The 15,649-nt window shown below is 59.7% G+C and carries 20 protein-coding genes and 1 riboswitch; of the genes, 6 read left to right on the top strand and 14 right to left on the bottom strand.

The window, feature by feature from the left end:
• Positions 1 to 299 precede the first annotated feature (299 nt).
• From JCM17207_RS09950 to JCM17207_RS09940, 3 genes are all read right to left on the bottom strand, one after another.
• Positions 300 to 455: a helix-turn-helix domain-containing protein gene (locus JCM17207_RS09950; protein ID WP_238317504.1), complete on the bottom strand. Its 156-nt coding sequence runs from the start codon at positions 453 to 455 to the stop codon at positions 300 to 302.
• Positions 448 to 870 carry an RNA polymerase sigma factor gene (locus JCM17207_RS09945; RefSeq protein WP_238317503.1) on the bottom strand — a complete coding sequence of 141 codons (423 nt, stop codon included), beginning with the start codon at positions 868 to 870 and terminating at the stop codon, positions 448 to 450. Before JCM17207_RS09945 ends, JCM17207_RS09950 begins: the two co-directional genes overlap by 8 nt.
• A 160-nt stretch (positions 871 to 1,030) precedes the next feature.
• Complete coding sequence (locus JCM17207_RS09940; RefSeq protein WP_238317502.1) at positions 1,031 to 1,591, bottom strand: flavodoxin family protein; 561 nt, start codon at positions 1,589 to 1,591, stop codon at positions 1,031 to 1,033.
• Positions 1,592 to 1,696: 105 nt separating this feature from the next.
• Between JCM17207_RS09940 and JCM17207_RS09935 the strand changes: the two genes are divergently transcribed.
• Positions 1,697 to 2,038 (top strand): winged helix-turn-helix transcriptional regulator, encoded by a 342-nt coding sequence (locus tag JCM17207_RS09935; protein WP_191493666.1) that lies wholly within the window; start codon positions 1,697 to 1,699, stop codon positions 2,036 to 2,038.
• 143 nt (positions 2,039 to 2,181) lie between these two features.
• Here JCM17207_RS09935 and JCM17207_RS13740 read toward each other — a convergent pair whose 3' ends face one another.
• The 7 genes from JCM17207_RS13740 to JCM17207_RS09905 form a co-directional block, all read right to left on the bottom strand.
• Complete coding sequence (locus JCM17207_RS13740; RefSeq protein ID WP_282449910.1) at positions 2,182 to 2,307, bottom strand: hypothetical protein; 126 nt, start codon at positions 2,305 to 2,307, stop codon at positions 2,182 to 2,184.
• 14 nt (positions 2,308 to 2,321) lie between these two features.
• Positions 2,322 to 3,122: an ABC transporter permease gene (locus tag JCM17207_RS09930; RefSeq protein WP_238317501.1), complete on the bottom strand. Its 801-nt coding sequence runs from the start codon at positions 3,120 to 3,122 to the stop codon at positions 2,322 to 2,324.
• A complete protein-coding gene (locus JCM17207_RS09925) occupies positions 3,119 to 3,934 on the bottom strand; it encodes an ABC transporter ATP-binding protein (protein WP_238317500.1) in 816 nt (271 codons plus the stop codon). Before JCM17207_RS09925 ends, JCM17207_RS09930 begins: the two co-directional genes overlap by 4 nt.
• A complete protein-coding gene (locus tag JCM17207_RS09920; RefSeq protein WP_238317499.1) occupies positions 3,931 to 4,551 on the bottom strand; it encodes a TetR/AcrR family transcriptional regulator in 621 nt (206 codons plus the stop codon). The genes JCM17207_RS09925 and JCM17207_RS09920 overlap by 4 nt, the downstream gene beginning before the upstream one ends.
• Positions 4,552 to 4,744: 193 nt before the next feature.
• Positions 4,745 to 6,484 (bottom strand): FAD-binding protein, encoded by a 1,740-nt coding sequence (locus JCM17207_RS09915; protein ID WP_238317498.1) that lies wholly within the window; start codon positions 6,482 to 6,484, stop codon positions 4,745 to 4,747.
• Positions 6,485 to 6,701: 217 nt separating this feature from the next.
• The gene (locus JCM17207_RS09910) at positions 6,702 to 6,863 is read right to left on the bottom strand and encodes a hypothetical protein (protein WP_238317497.1); all 162 of its coding nucleotides are present in this window, start codon (positions 6,861 to 6,863) and stop codon (positions 6,702 to 6,704) included.
• Between the two features lie 9 nt (positions 6,864 to 6,872).
• Complete coding sequence (locus tag JCM17207_RS09905) at positions 6,873 to 7,175, bottom strand: Dabb family protein (protein WP_238317496.1); 303 nt, start codon at positions 7,173 to 7,175, stop codon at positions 6,873 to 6,875.
• 206 nt (positions 7,176 to 7,381) lie between these two features.
• On the opposite strand from JCM17207_RS09905, the gene JCM17207_RS09900 reads away from it, so the two are divergent.
• On the top strand, positions 7,382 to 7,714 hold the full coding sequence (locus JCM17207_RS09900) for an antibiotic biosynthesis monooxygenase family protein (RefSeq protein WP_238317495.1): 333 nt from the start codon (positions 7,382 to 7,384) through the stop codon (positions 7,712 to 7,714).
• Positions 7,715 to 7,793: 79 nt separating this feature from the next.
• Here the strand turns inward: JCM17207_RS09900 and JCM17207_RS09895 are convergent, their stop codons facing one another.
• Entirely contained in the window at positions 7,794 to 8,741 is a 948-nt protein-coding gene (locus JCM17207_RS09895; RefSeq protein ID WP_238317494.1) for a hypothetical protein, read from the bottom strand.
• A 32-nt stretch (positions 8,742 to 8,773) separates the two neighbouring features.
• Entirely contained in the window at positions 8,774 to 9,442 is a 669-nt protein-coding gene (locus JCM17207_RS09890; RefSeq protein ID WP_238317493.1) for a Crp/Fnr family transcriptional regulator, read from the bottom strand.
• Between the two features lie 91 nt (positions 9,443 to 9,533).
• On the opposite strand from JCM17207_RS09890, the gene JCM17207_RS09885 reads away from it, so the two are divergent.
• Positions 9,534 to 10,229 (top strand): ATP-binding protein, encoded by a 696-nt coding sequence (locus JCM17207_RS09885; protein ID WP_238317492.1) that lies wholly within the window; start codon positions 9,534 to 9,536, stop codon positions 10,227 to 10,229.
• Positions 10,230 to 10,264: 35 nt separating this feature from the next.
• Here the strand turns inward: JCM17207_RS09885 and JCM17207_RS09880 are convergent, their stop codons facing one another.
• Positions 10,265 to 11,464: a cation:proton antiporter gene (locus JCM17207_RS09880; RefSeq protein ID WP_238317491.1), complete on the bottom strand. Its 1,200-nt coding sequence runs from the start codon at positions 11,462 to 11,464 to the stop codon at positions 10,265 to 10,267.
• Positions 11,465 to 11,518: 54 nt separating this feature from the next.
• A riboswitch (Fluoride riboswitch) is annotated at positions 11,519 to 11,590 on the bottom strand.
• Between the two features lie 44 nt (positions 11,591 to 11,634).
• Positions 11,635 to 12,474: a Cof-type HAD-IIB family hydrolase gene (locus JCM17207_RS09875; RefSeq protein WP_238317490.1), complete on the bottom strand. Its 840-nt coding sequence runs from the start codon at positions 12,472 to 12,474 to the stop codon at positions 11,635 to 11,637.
• A gap of 232 nt (positions 12,475 to 12,706) precedes the next feature.
• On the opposite strand from JCM17207_RS09875, the gene proC reads away from it, so the two are divergent.
• The 3 genes from proC to JCM17207_RS09860 are packed head-to-tail and all read left to right on the top strand — an operon-like array spanning position 12,707 to position 15,582.
• A complete protein-coding gene (gene proC, locus JCM17207_RS09870) occupies positions 12,707 to 13,510 on the top strand; it encodes a pyrroline-5-carboxylate reductase (RefSeq protein WP_238317489.1) in 804 nt (267 codons plus the stop codon).
• 3 nt (positions 13,511 to 13,513) lie between these two features.
• Complete coding sequence (proB, locus tag JCM17207_RS09865) at positions 13,514 to 14,296, top strand: glutamate 5-kinase (RefSeq protein WP_238317488.1); 783 nt, start codon at positions 13,514 to 13,516, stop codon at positions 14,294 to 14,296.
• A gap of 23 nt (positions 14,297 to 14,319) precedes the next feature.
• Positions 14,320 to 15,582 (top strand): glutamate-5-semialdehyde dehydrogenase, encoded by a 1,263-nt coding sequence (locus JCM17207_RS09860; protein WP_238317487.1) that lies wholly within the window; start codon positions 14,320 to 14,322, stop codon positions 15,580 to 15,582.
• Positions 15,583 to 15,649 lie beyond the last annotated feature (67 nt).

Here is a 15,649-nt window from a genome sequence, read left to right as displayed (position 1 = left end):
ACTGCGGCGGATGGAACCAAAATCGCTTTTGTGTTAATCGGTTCTTTTCCGATACATTTCCAAAATAATACCATAGTCTTTTCGTTTAAGCCACTTGAAGTTAAGAACAGGGTTCTCATAAACTTAGTCCTCTTTTAATTTTTCAAATTAATATTTGTCGATGGCTTTATTATACTATGACCGCTTACTTATGGGAATAGATGAATTGTAAACTTGCTGGGGAAAATCGCTAATGGAAGCCGGTGTTTGTTCTTTGCTTATCGGTCAAAGCGAAACTTGAACAGTGCGGCGATTAGCTTCTACTTCACATATTCCTCAACCTCGGCGTTGACTTTCCCATGTACTTTGGAGCAATAGCGGATATATCCGGCGTAGTGGGAAAGAACGGTGTCGATTGCGTCGGGGTCGCCCTCATGGGCTTTGACGATTGTTTCATAGGGGAGAAGTTTACTCATGGTCTTTTCCCTCCATGAGCCGCCGTAACCGCTGCAAGGCAAGCTGGATATGCCGCCCCGCTGTGCTGTGTGTCCGGCCGATATGTACGCCGATCACTCGCTGCGGCTGGTGCATGAAGTAATAGCGGAAAATTTCTTCCTGTGTCTGCTCCGGCAAACGGACAAGGGCGGCGGCAAGTTCCGCATGGTACAGAACGGCGGTCTGGCCGCAGGCGTTAAAAAGATATTCTTCAAGCTGCTCCGGCTCGGCAAGCTGGACAAACTTCTCATTCATCAGACAGTCAAGGGAAACTTCCCGTTCCCACCTCCGGCGCAGATTCAAAATTTTATCTATGGCTGCGTGACGAATGACAATCTTGCAAAAGGCATTAAAGGTGTACTGGATATGAACTTTATAGGCTTCATCTTCGGTCATGGAAATTCCCCCTCTCTGAATAATAGTGCGGGGCGGCAGCACCCCTTGCTGTCGCCCCTTGATTGCCTACCAGCAAAGGCGGGCGGGGCTGTCAACGGCGGCGCGGTACGCGCCGTTCATCTTGACCGTTGACTGGCTCGGCTGGCTTTGCTATCAATCTTTAAGAAATAGATTTACCTAATGCCTCTGCTTCTTCGAGTTGCTTTGGCTTGTTTAATATTGCTCCGGCGTCCATATTGCCGCCAGCATATACAATTCCAATATTCTTCCAGCCCAAATGAGAAGTTAACCCCTCATAAAATGCTTTGACAGGTGCGAAATTATTTTCTGTATCACCTTCGGCGGCCATAAGTAGAATACAATCCTTTTTAGGATTTTCATAGTTTGGGGTCAGTTCGGCAACTGCGAAAAGTCGGTCGAACGCACATTTCAGTTGACCACTAATTCCCCAGTAATACATAGGAGAAGCTAAAACCACAATATCTGCGTCCTTGTAGGCCGGATAAATCTTCTGCATATCGTCTTTTTGAACACACGGGCTTGCTGTGTCCTTGCCGCCATTACAACAACCTAAGCAACCATGAATGTTCATTTTTTGCAAGTCAAAACATATAACTTCATTTCCCGTGGCTTCTGCTCCTTTTATGAAATGAGTTATAAGGGCTTTAGTATTTCCATTCGGGCGTGGGCTCCCATTCAAAATACAAATCTTTTTGCTCATAAGCTATACACCTCCAAAATTTATGTTATAATTATAGCAGCACATACAAGTAAAATAAAGTACGCACATTTTAGTTAGATACTATCTAAAAGGAGAGTTATATTTATGTTTAAAGATTTTATAGCAAATGCAAATTTTGAAGATACCGGATTTAGTTATACATTGTCGTTAATTAACGGAAAATATAAAATGGTAATCCTGTACTGCCTTATGGAATTTAAAGTAGTACGATATAATGAGTTGAAGCGATATATCAAATCTATATCCCACAAAACTTTAAGTAATTCTCTAAAGGAATTAGAGAAAGACCAACTCATAATCCGCAAAGAATACCCTCAAATACCGCCCAAAGTTGAATACAGTTTATCGGAAAAAGGGCAGTCGCTCATGGAAATATTAGACCAGTTATGTGTATGGGGCGAGAACCATAGAGATAGCTCAAAATAGTGGGGCTGTCGCTTGTCAATTTCTTGTGTGTTACTTTATAGCACATGAGCATTTACTCAAGGCACATATTTATCTACATACAGCAAGCGGCGATACTCCTGCTCTGGAATATCGCCGCTTTCGTTCTCATATATCAAAACTTGTCACATCAAGGCGCTTTCAAAAATGGTGTAGTAAGCGCCCTTTTGCTCCGCAGAGCCATTGATTTTACTGGCTTTTTGGGGACTTTTCAAGATACTGCCGTGGCAGATAAATAAAATTTTGGTCATGGTATCCTCTCCCTTTAAATGTGCAGGTCTTTCCGGCAAAAGGCCGCCGCCCCCAGACCGTAAAGAGCCAGACCGCCCAGACCCAGCAGGGCGGCCCCGGCCAGAGCACCGCTCTCCCGGGCCACCAGCCCCTCGGGGTCGAAGAGGGTGAAGAAGGTGAAGTACTTGGCGTTTTCCACCTTGCCGCCCATATTGGCCAGCATCTGGATCACATACATCAGGATGGGCACCCCCGCCCCAAAGCCCACGCTGTATTTGGTGTCCGGCGCAAGGCAGGAGGCAGCAAAGCAGATTCCCCCGATCAGAAGATGGAGGCAGAGCAGCCCCCCGTTGAGGGTCAGCAGCTGGGCGGTATCCAGCTCACCGGGGAAATACCAGGCCCCGCAGACCAGCTCCAGAATGGTGCTGTACCCCACCAGAATCACGGTGCCTGTGAGCAGCACCAGCATCTGGGTCAGGGCGATGGTCCGCCGCTTCACCGGCGCCGCCACCAGGGAGACCATGGAGTGATCCTCCACATACTTTGCCACCAGGGCGTTGCCCCGCAGGATGCAGAACAGCATGGGGAAGATCAGCAGGATAAATCCGTAGAGGTACGAGCACATAAACCCGATGAGGGTGGTGGCCCCGGCGGTCATCCCCACCGCTGCCATCAGCTCGGGCATCAATTCCACATAGCTGTCCAGCAGGGCCGAGAGCTCCGGGTCGTACATACTGATGATGATGGAGACATACAGGGTCAAAACCGCCCCAAAGATCACCAGCAGCCGGATGCTGGCTTTCATCTCCCGCTTATAAAGTACACCGCTCATCATTCCCCACGCCCTCCGTAATAGTTCATGAAAATTTCCTCCAGGCTCTGGCGGGTGGCCACCGTGACCCGGCAGCCCTCCTGCTGGCCGTCGAAATCCTTGGCGAAGGCCTCGGCCTGCTGGACGCTGTCCAGGGTGACGGTATACCGCCGGATGTGCCGCTGACGCAGCGCTTCCACCGAGTCCACCGCCGCCAGCCGCCCGGCCCGGATGATCCCGATCCGGTCGCAGGTGCGCTCCACCTCCTCGAACATATGGCTGGAGAGCAGAATGGTTTTCCCTTTCTGCTTTTCGGCCGCCACCAGCTCCACAAAGCGGCTCTGCATCAGGGGGTCCAGGCCGCTGGTGGGCTCGTCGAAAATCAGGATCTCCGGGTCGTGCATCATGGCGGCCACCAGGCCCAGCTTCTGTTTCATGCCTTTGCTCATTTTTTTGATTTTGCCGCTGGGGTCCAGCTCGAACCAGTCCAGCAGTTCTTTTTTCCGGTTGCCCGCCCCCAGTTTGCGGTAGCCCTCCATAAACCGGAGATACTCGGCGCCGGTCATATCCCCGAAAAAGCTGATCTCCCCCGGGACATATCCCAGCCGGGCCTGGATTTTGTCGCTGTCCCGCCAGCAGTCCAGCCCATCAATCCGGCACTGGCCCTGCTGTGCTTTCAAAAAGCCCATCAGGTGGCGGATGGTGGTGGTTTTGCCTGCGCCGTTGGGCCCCAAAAATCCGAAGGCCTCCCCCTTTTCCACCGAGAAAACCAGGTCAAACACCCCTTTGCCTCCCCCGTAGTCCCGGGTGAGGTGGTCTACACAGATCACGCTCATTGGTATTCCTCCTTGTAAGTGCTCTTTTTCAGCAGCTGCGCCCAGGTGCGGAACTCCCGCCCCAGCTCCTCGGCGCAGATGGGCAGCCCCTGCATCTGCCGGTCGTGGAGATAGCCGTCGGTCATCCAGGCCAGCATCCGGTAGATCTGGGCCGGGTCCACCCCGGGCTTGAACTTGGTCAAATCAATCCCCGAAAAGAATTTGCCGTAAATCTCGCCGGAAGCCTGGCTCAAAGACACTTTCAGCTCGCCGGAAACCTCCTCCTTATCCGAGTAATAGGCCCGGATGCAGAACTCCATGATGTAGGGGTGTTTTTGCATCAGCTTGATTTTATCCGACGCCGCCCGGAGCAGCAGCTCGTAAAAGTCGGTGATTCGGAACAGCTCTTCGCTCACCACACACGCGGTCGCGGTCTCGATGGCGTATTCATATACCGAAAAATACAGTTCCTTTTTGTTCCGGAAATAGTAGAACAAAAGCCCTTTCGAGACTTCCGCCTTGGCCGCGATCAAATCGGTGGAGGCTTTTTTGTAGTCGTTCTGGGCGAAGACCTCCATGGCCGCGTTGAGGATCCGCAGCTGTTTTTCTTCCGGCAGCTCCCTGAACCGTGGGTTCATGCCGCACCTCCTTTTTAACCGGGTTTGACTGGCCCGGTCGGGTTTGTTTTTATGATACCGGATTGACTCAAATTTTCAAGGCCCCGCCCCCATTTTGGCACAGAAAAACCGGGCCCCGTTTCCAGGGCCCGGTTTTTCTGTTTCTGTGTGTGCAAATAACTGCCCCAGGGGCAGAGGGGAATATCAAAATCTCTTATTCCGCAGCCTCAGCGATGGCGTTGGCAGCGTTGCGGCCGGCGATCTTGCCGAAGCAGACCGACTGAGAGTAGCCGCCGGACTGGTAGGTCACCTCGCCCGCGCCGTACAGGTCGGTGACGACGGAGCCGTCCTCATACAGAGCCTGTGCGTACTCGTTGCAGGCCAGGCCGCCCTTGGTCATGTGGTTCGCGGTCTGGACCTGGACAGCATAGAACTTGCCGGTGTCGATGGTGTTCTTGGGGGTGGTGCCGAACTCGTCGGCGGTGCCGTTGAAAGCGGCGTTGTAGGTGTCGATGGAAGCCTGCAGCGCCTCGGCGGGCACGCCCATCTGCTCGGCCAGAGCCTCGATGGAGTCAGCCTCCAGCCAGTAGCCAGCCTTGGTCTGCTTGCGCAGGCGGCCGTCGGTCTCCAGGCCCTTGGAGTCAATCACCATCCAGGCGGTGTCCTCGGCCAGGATCTTGGTGCCCAGCTCGAGGCCGGCAGTGCTCACCTCGTTCAGGAAGCGCTCGCCGCTGCCGTTGACCAGCACGAAGGCCTGGCCGGAAGAGGTCAGGTCGCGGCGGGTCTTGAGGATGTAGGGGAAGGCGCGGACGGTGTCCATGTTCTGGAGCATCATGCCGTCCTCTTCAAAGACCTTGACGAAGTCGCCGGTGGTGCCCATCATGTTGGAGGTGGTCATCACCTCGTAGCCGGGGGCGTACTCGGCCAGCAGCTCAGGGTTGCTGCAGAAGCCGCCGGTGGCAACGATGGTCTTTTTGGCCAGGATGTTGTAGCTCTCGTTGTGGTTGGTCTGGACGGCCACACCGGCAACCCGGTCGCCGTCCCAGACAAAGTCCATGCCGGCGGTGCCGGTGCGGATATCCACGCCCAGCTCGTAGGCGGTCTTCTCCATGTTGTCCATGATGGTCTCGCCGGCGTAGGTGTCAGCGTCCACCATGTGGTTGCCCATGCCGTAGGTGTAGTTCAGCTCGGTGCCCATCTCACGCAGCCAGGCGTCGGTGGTGAACTCTTCCTCGGCCCAGACCTTGACCCGCTCGGGGGTGTCGCCGTTGTCGGCATAGTCGTTGATGAAGTCCTCAACGGTGTACTCGATGCCGGCCTCTTCCTGTGCCTTGGAGCCGAACAGATCGTAGAAGTTCATGTCCAGCTTGCCGTTGCCGCCCAGGATATCCAGCTTTTCCACCACGATGACGTTCAGGTCGGGGTTGGTCTGCTTGGCCACCACAGCAGCTGCCAGACCAGCGGGGCCGCCGCCGATGACCACGATGTCACACTCGGCGTCCTCGAGGGTGGTGGCGGGGTACTCCACGCCGGAGTTGGTGGCGAAGGTAATCTTCGGAGCCTCCAGGCCGGCCTTGGCCATGGCGTCGGCCACCGCGGCCTTCACGCCGAAGCTGGAGAAGGTGGCGCCGGTAACCGAGTCAACCACGGGGGTGCCGGCGGCGACGATCCGCTCCTCCAGCACAGGGAACGCACGGCTGATGACAGCCGAGGTATCGTGGTTCTCGCCCAGCTCGATGTCGGTGATCTTGCCGGCGTCGAAGGTGACGGTGACGGTCAGCTCACGGTCGTAGCTGGTGGCGGTGCCCTCAAAGCTGCCGCTGACGGCCTCTGCCGGGGCAGATGCCGCCGAGCTGGCGGTGCTGCTGGAAGCGCCGGAACCACCGCAGGCTGCCAGAGACAGCAGCATGCTGGCGGAGAGCGTCAATGCCAGGACTTTGGACATTTTTCTCATGATGTTTCTCCTTTTTGTGTGTTGTCCTTCCTCTTTGGGTGTTTCCACCTCGTGGCATTATAACAGACGCGCACACATTCCGCAAGGCAAATTTTAAGAAATCTTAAGATTTGCCTGATTTTGACAATTTTTTGCTAATACTCGCCACAGCGCATCTTTTTGGGTGAGTTGTTTTTTATTGCGGACAGTTTTGGCAGAACGGGCCGGCCACCCCGGCTCAATAGCGCAGGACAAAATAGACCACATACACCCAGCTGAGCAGGCCGTGAAAAATCGCCCAGCCCACCGAATGCCAGGTCGTGTAGCTGATGACCATGGCCAGGGCGCTGCCGAAGGTGATGCCCGATTTTACCGTCTTTTTGACTGTAATTTCTTCCATCCTCTTTGCTTACACCTCGAAATCCAGGCAGACCCGCTGGGCGGTATAGGGCCGCACCTTGCCGTCCGCCACCGCCACATGGAGCGGATGGGTGCTGTACCCCGCCAGGGCGGCGGCGTCCACAAAGGTGGAATCCAGCATCAGGTCGGCGTTGGAGCTGGGCAGACGGCCGGTCTGGACCCGGATCTCCAGAAGGCCCGGGATCTGGCCCGCCAGACCCTCCAGGCCGGCTTTGATCCCTGCTTTGACCGTCTCTTTTTCCTCCGCCGAAAGGCTGTCTTTCAGCGTCCAGAGAATGATATGTTTGACCATAAAAATCTACCTCCTTGTCTTGCCGGCCCGGGGGCGCGGCTTCTGCCGCCATTATAGCACAGCCGCCCGCCGCCGAACAGATGGGGGTCGGTTTCTGCCGGATTTTGCAGAAAATTTGGTTCCGGCGGCAAAGTGTGGTATACTTTTCCCGAGAAATATCCACCGGCGGGCCCCCTCGCCGGATTGCAGGAAGGAAGGCAGCGTTTATGGCAATCACCATCCACATCTACTACACCGGCCAGGGCGGCAGCGCCCGGCAGTTTGCCCAGGAAATGACTTCCAGCGGCGTGGTCCAGCGAATCCGCGCCGAGGACGGCAATCTGGGTTACCACTATTTCTTCCCCATGGAGGACCCCGAGACCGTCCTTTTGGTGGACAGCTGGGCCGACCAGGCCGCCATCGACCGGCACCACGCCTCCCCCATGATGGGCGAGATCTCCCGCCTGCGGGAAAAATACGACCTGCACATGAAGGTGGAGCGCTACCGCTCCGACGAGGAGGGCATCCCCGCCCAGGACCAGGCCTTTATCAAAACCTGATTTTCTTTAACAGCAAAGCACCCCGGCCAGGGCGGCGCCAAACCCGCCCCCGCCGGGGTGCTTTCTATCCTCTTGATTTTTAATCCTTTGCCGGTTCGGCGGCGAAAATCTGCTCTTCCCGCTTTTGGGCCAGGGCGTTATAGTGCCGTTCCACAGCGTCCCGCCGGCTTTCCAGGCTTGCCAGCACTTCCTCCACCTGCTGGCGGGTCTGGGACACCTGTTTCTGAGAGTTTTCGATGTGGTCCATCACGGCCCAGTCGGCAAACAGGCCGTCGAAAAAGTAATCCGCAAACCGGAGAAAGCCGTCCAGCTTCACCTGCATTTCGGCGTCGATGGAAACGTCGGTCAGCTCGGTTTTAAACCGCCGCAGCTCCACCTGGAGCTGTTCCACCATCTCCTGGGCCTGGTCCAGACGGTCGTGTTTGGCCAGATCGGCGATCAGGTCCCCGCCCATCATATCCCATATGGCCCAGTTCTCGGCGCTGTTCAGCTGTTCCAGGATCCGGTCCGCCCAATCCTGGGCAGAATAACCGGCCTCGATGGCCTCTTGCAGCTCTTTGTGTTCCCGCTCGGCGGCGGCCATCTCTTCCTCCAGATGGGTGATCTCCCCTGCGGCGGGATCCCCCGCAGCCCGGAGGGCGGCGGCTTTTCCTTCCAGGGCCTGGCGGTAGGCGGCTTCGCAGCCGGACAGCCGGCGCAGCTCCGCCTCGTCCCGGGCCAGATCCCCCTCCACCGCCGAGAGCTCCCGGGCCGCCGCATCGTACTTGACCCGGGCGGCATAGGCCTCGCGCCGTTCCTCGTCCAGCTTTTCCTCCATTTTCCCGGTGAAGGCATAGAAGAACGCCGCCAGACTGCGGCCCTCCAGCCGGTCCACATCGGCCTGTTCCTCCTGCTGGGCGGCCTTGAGATCCTCGGCTTTCCGGGCCAGCTCCCGGCGCTGTGCCCGCAGCTGCTCCACCCGGATTTCCAGCTGGGCTTTCCGGGCAACCTGCTGCCGCAGGGCGGACAGCTCATCCTGCTTGTACATGGTTTTCCTCCTTGTTTTATGTCAATGGTTCTTCAGGACATCTCTTCCCAAAAGGGGCGGGGCACCTCAAAGTGGCTGCGGTGGTACCGGATCAGCCCGTCCCGCTGCATCTTGGACAGCTCGCTGCAAAGGGCGCTGCGGTCCACCCCCAGATAATCTGCCAGCTGCTGGCGGCTGAAGGGCACTTCAAAACGGTATTCCCCCGCCGACAGCACGCACTCGGAAAAATAGGACATCAGCCGCCCCCGGATGGTCTTGGCCCGGGTGTGGAGAATTCGCCGGGAGAGCTCCAAACTTTTGTGGGCGCATAGGCTGAGCAGACTGCACAAAAGTTTCGTGTGGCAGCCACAGGCCTGGGCGCAGGGGGACATCACCCGCTGGACGTTCAAAAAGAGCACCTCGGTTTCCTCGGCCGCCGAGACGCTGCTCTGGAGGGGCTGACCCGGGCAGCAGGCATAGGCCTCTGCAAAGACGGATCCCGGCCCCGCACTGCCCAGAATGCTGTTGTTGCCCCAGGCGTCGCTGCTGGAGATCAGCGCCCGGCCGGCCAGCACCAGCCCGATCCACTGGGTGGGCTGCCCCTCCGGCAGGATGGTCTCCCCTTTCTGGTAGTGTTTTTTGCGGGCGTCCAGACAGCCCAGCAGTGAGTCGATCTCCGCCCCGGTCATCCCCTGAAAGAGCTGTGTATCTGCCAGCTGCATCTTTTTCTCCTTTTGTTGTTAAAACAACAGACCTTTCTCTTTCACTATAGTATACTCAGGGCCAGAAGTCAACCGAAAAGGAGCAACCCCCATGATTCGTAAAATTATCCAGATCGACCGCGAAAAATGCAACGGCTGCGGCGCCTGCGCCCAGGCCTGCCACGAGGGAGCCATCGGAATGGTGGACGGCAAGGCCCAGCTGCTGCGGGACGACTACTGCGACGGCCTGGGCGACTGTCTGCCCGCCTGCCCCACCGGGGCCATCACCTTTGTGGAGCGAGAGGCTGCCGCCTACGACGAGCAGGCGGTGCTGGCCCATAAGCAGGCCAAAGAGGCTCACACCGGCTGCCCGGGGCACCAGATGCACCGGTTTGACCGCCCGGCCTCCCCCGCTCCCTGCGCTGTGCCCCAGGCCATGCCCTCCCAGCTGGGGCAGTGGCCCTGCCAGATCAAGCTGGCCCCGGTAAACGCCCCCTACTTTGCAGGGGCAAAGCTCTTGGTGGCCGCCGACTGCACCGCCTATGCCTACGCCAATTTCCACCAGGAGTTTATGCGGGGCAAAATCACCCTCATCGGCTGCCCCAAGCTGGACGGGGTGGATTACAGCGAAAAGCTGACCCAAATCCTAATGCTCAACGACATCCAGAGCCTGACGGTGCTGCGGATGGAGGTGCCCTGCTGCGGCGGGCTGGAGCAGGCGGTCAAAACCGCCCTCCAAAAGAGCGGCAAGTTCATCCCCTGGCAGGTGGTGACCCTCTCCATCGACGGCCAGATCCTGGACAGATAAAAAAACCCCCGGTGATCCCACCGGGGGTTTTTCGTTTAGGCCGAACGGCGGAGCAGTTTCTGATAGGTCAGGTCCATTCCCAATGCCCCCAGCGGGGCGGTGATGAGGATGGCCAGCACCGCCACCGAGAGGACGATGGGCCCGCAGGCCAGCCCCATGGCCAGAGGCACCGAGCCGATGGCCGCCTGGACTGTGGCTTTGGGCAGGTAGGCGATGATGCAGAAGAGCCGCTCTTTCCGGTCCAGCGGGGTGCCCAGCAGGCAGAGCAGCACCCCCACCGCCCGGAAGCAGAGAGCCAGCAGGATCATCAAAATCGCCGCCGGGCCGGCCTCCAGAGTGTAGCGGAGATCCACCGCGGCGCCCACCAGCACAAAGAGCACCACCTCGGCGGCCAGCCAGAGTTTGCCGAATTTTTCGGACAGACGCTTGGAGACAAATTCAATGCTCCTGATTTTAAGGGTGCAGGCCATGGCTACCACCGCCAGCAGACCCGACACCGAAACCCAGGGTTTGACCCAGGTCTCCACCGCCATCAAGAGGAAAGAGGCCCCCAGCAGGATGATCACCTTCATGCTGTTGCGGACACAGTGCTTGTGGGCGTAGGCCGTCTCAAAAAAGAGGGAGAGCACCCACCCGGCCGCCACCCCCAGGGCCACCCCCAGCAGGATGGAGACCGGAATCTGGACAAAATCCATGGGGTCGGCGTGGCCGCCCTGGGCCATGCCGGTAAAGGTGGAAAAGAGGACGATCACAAAAATATCGTCGCAGGAAGCCCCCGCCAGAATCATCTGAGGGATGCTCTTGTCGGTGCCGTGGCCCGACTCCATCAGCTGGACCATCCGGGGCACCACCACCGCCGGGGACACCGCCCCCAGCACAGCCCCCATCACCGCCGCTTCGATCCGGCTGACCCCCAGCAGGGCGGGCGCCAGCAAAAAGAAGGCCAAAATTTCACAGGAGGCCGGCAGGCAGGACATCAGCACCGCCGGCCGGCCCACCTTTTTCAGGTCGGCCAGGTCCAGGGAGAGCCCCGCTTTGATGAGAATGATAATCAGAGCCATCTGCCGCAGGTCGGCGGAGATGGAGAGGATGGAGGGGTCCAGCCAGTTTAAAACGCAGGGCCCCAGCAGGATGCCGGTGAAGAGCATCCCGATGATCCGGGGCAGGCGGAGCTGCTGGCAGATCGCCGCCGCGGCCAGCCCCACCAGAAAAATGAGCGCCAGAGATGTCAGCATAACAATAAATATCCTCCTTTGGACGCAAAAAGGCCGATGCCCCCTGCGACCGTAAAAATCACAGAAGTCATCAGCCTGTACAGCGGTTTAGGTTGCCCAAGGGAGACCTTCATTCCCTGCCGGTATTATAGCGGCTGCCGCCGGATTTGTAAAGGGGTTTTTGTCCCCCCTCAGCCCTCGATCAGCCCCAGATGGACGAAGGCTTTGTACAGCCCGTCTTTGTCCACGTCGTCGGTGATGTAGTCGGCCATGGCCCGGATCTCCTCCCCGCCGCTGCCCATGGCCACGCCGTAGGCGCAGTATTCCAGCATGGGGATGTCGATCTTGGCGTCGCCAAAGGCAATGGTGTCCTCCTGTTTGGCGCCCAGATGGTTCAAAAGGACATCCACCGCGTGGGCCTTGGTGATTCCCTTGACCCCCATATCTCCGAACAGGGCGGTCTCCCCCGCGCCGCCCCAGGTGCCGTGCTGCAAATCGGGGAAAGCCGCCTGGGCGTCCAGGAAATCCTGGTAGCTGCTGAGGATATAGCTGACCTTGTTCAGATCGTCCCGGTAGAGCTCGCCCCCGAAAATCATCTCGGGGAAAGCGTCCCGCACCGTCATCTTCTCCGCCCCGGGGCGGCCTTTGCGGCGGGTGTACTCCTGCATGGTCTCCACCCCGGCCGTCTCAAAGTGCTCGCTGGCAAACAGGCCGTTGTTGCTCTCGAGATAAAACTCCAGTTTTCGGCTGTGGAGCCAGTCCACGATCCGCCGGGCCTGGTCGGGGGTAATCAGCTGGTGCATCACCACCTGGCCGTTGTCCTCCACATAGCTGCCGTTGCCGCCGATCATGCCGTCCAGCCCGATGTCCCAGATGTTCTGGTAGACCTCCGCCCGGCTGCGGCCGGTGCAGATATACACCTTGTGGCCCGCCGCCCGGGCCTTCCGGATGGCCTCTACGGCCGAAACGGGCAGGTTGCCCTCGTAGTCCACCAGGGTACCGTCCACGTCGATAAACAGAACCTTGCTCATGGGGGTTTCCTCTCTTTCTCTTACCTCTTTTTTATAAAAAGGGCTCTTTTGGGCTCATTGTATCACAGCCGCCCCCCGCAGGCAAGGCCGCACTGGGGGCTGTTTGGGGCACAGTTTTGCCCCCCGGGCGAAAAAAGCCGTCCAAAGGGCTTGATTTTATCCGCCGCTGTGGGTAATATGGAACCAACGCTTTCACGCAGTAAAGCACCATGAGGGAAGGAAGTAGATTACCATGAATACAATCGGTTTTATCGGATGCGGCAACATGGGCAGCGCCATCGCCCGGGCGGTCTGCAAGACCCTGCCGCCGGAGCAGGTGCTGCTGGCCAACCGCACCCCCGCCAAGGCCGAGGCCCTGGCCAAAGAGCTGGGCTGCCCCACCGCTGACAACGAGGCCGTGGCGGCCCGGTGCAGCTGGATTGTGCTGGCCGTCAAGCCCCAGATGATGGCCGGCGTGCTGGAGGCCCTGCGCCCGGTGCTGGCCGCCCGTCAGGACCGGTTCATCCTCTGCACCCTGGCGGCGGGGCTGACCATGGCCCGCATCCAGGAGATGGCGGGCGGGGAATATCCGGTGGTTCGCTTTATGCCCAACACCCCCTCGGCCCGGGGCGCGGGGATGATTCAGTACTGCTCCACCGGCGTCACCCCCGAGGAGGAGAACGAGTTCTGCCGGATGCTGAGCCAGGCGGGCCGTCTGGACGCCCTGCCCGAGAATCTGATCGACGCCGCCAGCTGTGTTTCCGGCTGCGGCCCCGCCTGGGCGTACCAGTTCATCGAGGCGTTGGCGGACGGCGGGGTGGCCTGCGGGCTGCCCCGGGCCAAGGCCCAGCAATATGCCGCCCAGATGCTGTTGGGCAGCGCAGTGATGGTGCTGGAGAGCGGCCAGCACCCCGGCGAGCTGAAAGACGCAGTGTGCAGCCCCGGCGGCAGCACCATCCAGGGAGTGCGCACCCTGGAAGAGCGGGGCTTCCGGGGGGCGGTGACCGATGCGGTCATCGCCGCCTTTGACAAGACCAAAGAGATGGGGAAAGGCTAAGTTATGCGGATTGTTGTAAAAGTAGGCACCTCTACCCTCACCCACCCCACCGGGCGGCTGAACATCCGCCACACCGAGGACCTGGTGAAGGTCCTGAGCGATCTGAAAAACGCCGGGCACGAGGTGATTCTGGTCTCCTCCGGCGCCATCGGGATGGGTGTGGGCAAACTCTCCCTCCCTGCCCGGCCCAAGGATATGCCTTCCAAGCAGGCCTGCGCCGCCGTGGGCCAGTGCGAGCTGATGTACACCTACGACCGGCTGTTCACCGAATACAATCATACGGTGGCCCAGATCCTGCTGACGGCGGTGGACGTGGAACACACCGACCGGCGGAAGAACTTCGAGGCCACCCTCTACCGTCTGCTGGAGCTGGGGGCCCTGCCCATCATCAACGAGAACGACACCATCTCCACCGCCGAGATCCGTTCCATCGGCGACAACGACACCCTGGCGGCCATCGTGGCCTGCTGCGCCCGGGCGGATCTGCTGGTCCTGCTGAGCGACATCGAGGGGCTGTACACCGCCAACCCCCATACCCATCCCGACGCCCAGCTGATCCCCCTGGTAGAGGAGATCACCCCCGAGATCCTGGCCCTGGCCGAGGGGGCGGGCTCGGCCCTGGGCACCGGCGGCATGCAGACCAAGCTGCGGGCCGCCCAGATGGTCACCGCCGACGGGGTGGACATGGTCATCGCCAACGGTTCAAAGCCCGACATCCTCTATCAAATCGCGGCGGGCGAACCGGCGGGCACCCGCTTTGTGGCCCGCCGGGCCGACGCTCAATAAACCAAACCAAGGAGGCAGAGTCTATGACGACACAGGAAATCCTCGCCGCCGCCCGCAGCGCCAAATCCGCGCTGGCACTGGCGGACACCGACACCCGCAACCGCGCCCTGCTGGGGATGGCCCAGGCCCTTTGCACCCCCGAAAACCAGCAGGCCATTCTGGCGGCCAATGCCGCCGACCTGGAAGCCGCCCGGGGCCACATCTCGGAGGTCATGCTGGACCGGCTGGCCCTCAGCCCCGCCCGGCTGCAAGGGATGGCCGACGGCATCCGGGACGTGGCGGCTCTGCCTGACCCGGTGGGGGCGGTGCTCCGCCGGGTGGAGCGGCCCAATGGCCTGGTGATCGAAAAGACCGCCGTGCCCATGGGCGTTGTGGCCATCATCTACGAGAGCCGCCCCAACGTCACCAGCGACGCCGCCGCCCTGGCCCTCAAGAGCGGCAACGCCTGCATCCTCCGCTGCGGCAAGGAAGCCTGGCGGAGCAGCAACGCCATCGTTTCCGCCCTGCGCCAGGGGGTCCGGGCCGCTGGTCTGCCCGAGACCGCCGTCTGCCTCATCGAGGACACCACCCACGCCTCCGCCAACCAGCTGATGACCGCCGTGGGCTATGTGGATCTGTTGATCCCCCGGGGCGGCGCGGGCCTAATCCGGGCCTGTGTGGAGAACGCCAAGGTCCCCTGCATCCAGACCGGCACCGGCATCTGCCACGTCTATGTGGACGACACCGCCGACCTCGGCCAGGCTCTCGACATCATCGAGAACGCCAAGGCCAGCCGCCCCAGTGTCTGCAACGCCGAGGAGGTCTGCCTGGTTCACAGCGCCGTCGCGGCCGAGTTTTTGCCCCGGCTGGCCCAGCGGCTGGGCCCCGACCGGGCCGCCAAGGGGCTGCACCCGGTGGAGCTGCGGCTGGACGAGCGGGCCGCCCAAATTATCCCCGGCACCCCGGCGGGCCCGGCGGATTTTGACACCGAGTTTCTGGACTATATCCTGGCCGTGAAGGTGGTGGACAGCGTAGAGGAGGCCATCGGCCACATCGCCGAGCACTCCACCGGCCACAGCGAGGCCATCCTGACCCGGACCGACGCCCACGCGGCCCTCTTTACGGCGGCGGTGGACAGCGCGGCGGTCTACGTCAACTGCTCCACCCGGTTCACCGACGGCGGCGAGTTCGGTCTCGGGTGCGAGATGGGCATCTCCACCCAGAAGCTCCACGCCCGGGGGCCCATGGGTTTGGCGGAACTGTGCAGTTATAAGTATATCATCCACGGCAGCGGCCAGATCCGCTGAAGCGTTTTACCCTGAAACAAAAAGCCGGCGCCCCAGAGGAAAATCCTCTGGGGCGCCGGTTTCTGTT

It is taken from the genome of Faecalibacterium gallinarum, from assembly GCF_022180365.1.
Lineage (GTDB): Bacteria > Bacillota > Clostridia > Oscillospirales > Ruminococcaceae > Faecalibacterium > Faecalibacterium gallinarum.
Note: the sequence above shows the minus strand (reverse complement) of the source record. Positions and strands in the feature narration are given on the sequence as shown.

What these genes read in the sequence shown, in the direction of transcription:
- JCM17207_RS09880 (WP_238317491.1), bottom strand. Translation starts at nt 11,464, where the DNA reads ATGCTGACATCTCTGGCGCTCATTTTTCTGGTGGGGCTGGCCGCGGCG.
- JCM17207_RS09920 (WP_238317499.1), bottom strand. Translation starts at nt 4,551, where the DNA reads ATGAACCCACGGTTCAGGGAGCTGCCGGAAGAAAAACAGCTGCGGATC.
- JCM17207_RS09930 (WP_238317501.1), bottom strand. Translation starts at nt 3,122, where the DNA reads ATGATGAGCGGTGTACTTTATAAGCGGGAGATGAAAGCCAGCATCCGG.
- JCM17207_RS09915 (WP_238317498.1), bottom strand. Translation starts at nt 6,484, where the DNA reads ATGAGAAAAATGTCCAAAGTCCTGGCATTGACGCTCTCCGCCAGCATG.
- JCM17207_RS09900 (WP_238317495.1), top strand. Translation starts at nt 7,382, where the DNA reads ATGGCAATCACCATCCACATCTACTACACCGGCCAGGGCGGCAGCGCC.
- JCM17207_RS09905 (WP_238317496.1), bottom strand. Translation starts at nt 7,175, where the DNA reads ATGGTCAAACATATCATTCTCTGGACGCTGAAAGACAGCCTTTCGGCG.
- JCM17207_RS09875 (WP_238317490.1), bottom strand. Translation starts at nt 12,474, where the DNA reads ATGAGCAAGGTTCTGTTTATCGACGTGGACGGTACCCTGGTGGACTAC.
- JCM17207_RS09895 (WP_238317494.1), bottom strand. Translation starts at nt 8,741, where the DNA reads ATGTACAAGCAGGATGAGCTGTCCGCCCTGCGGCAGCAGGTTGCCCGG.
- JCM17207_RS09885 (WP_238317492.1), top strand. Translation starts at nt 9,534, where the DNA reads ATGATTCGTAAAATTATCCAGATCGACCGCGAAAAATGCAACGGCTGC.
- proB (WP_238317488.1), top strand. Translation starts at nt 13,514, where the DNA reads ATGCGGATTGTTGTAAAAGTAGGCACCTCTACCCTCACCCACCCCACC.
- JCM17207_RS09950 (WP_238317504.1), bottom strand. Translation starts at nt 455, where the DNA reads ATGAGTAAACTTCTCCCCTATGAAACAATCGTCAAAGCCCATGAGGGC.
- JCM17207_RS09925 (WP_238317500.1), bottom strand. Translation starts at nt 3,934, where the DNA reads ATGAGCGTGATCTGTGTAGACCACCTCACCCGGGACTACGGGGGAGGC.
- JCM17207_RS09940 (WP_238317502.1), bottom strand. Translation starts at nt 1,591, where the DNA reads ATGAGCAAAAAGATTTGTATTTTGAATGGGAGCCCACGCCCGAATGGA.
- JCM17207_RS13740 (WP_282449910.1), bottom strand. Translation starts at nt 2,307, where the DNA reads ATGACCAAAATTTTATTTATCTGCCACGGCAGTATCTTGAAAAGTCCC.
- JCM17207_RS09890 (WP_238317493.1), bottom strand. Translation starts at nt 9,442, where the DNA reads ATGCAGCTGGCAGATACACAGCTCTTTCAGGGGATGACCGGGGCGGAG.
- proC (WP_238317489.1), top strand. Translation starts at nt 12,707, where the DNA reads ATGAATACAATCGGTTTTATCGGATGCGGCAACATGGGCAGCGCCATC.
- JCM17207_RS09935 (WP_191493666.1), top strand. Translation starts at nt 1,697, where the DNA reads ATGTTTAAAGATTTTATAGCAAATGCAAATTTTGAAGATACCGGATTT.
- JCM17207_RS09860 (WP_238317487.1), top strand. Translation starts at nt 14,320, where the DNA reads ATGACGACACAGGAAATCCTCGCCGCCGCCCGCAGCGCCAAATCCGCG.
- JCM17207_RS09945 (WP_238317503.1), bottom strand. Translation starts at nt 870, where the DNA reads ATGACCGAAGATGAAGCCTATAAAGTTCATATCCAGTACACCTTTAAT.
- JCM17207_RS09910 (WP_238317497.1), bottom strand. Translation starts at nt 6,863, where the DNA reads ATGGAAGAAATTACAGTCAAAAAGACGGTAAAATCGGGCATCACCTTC.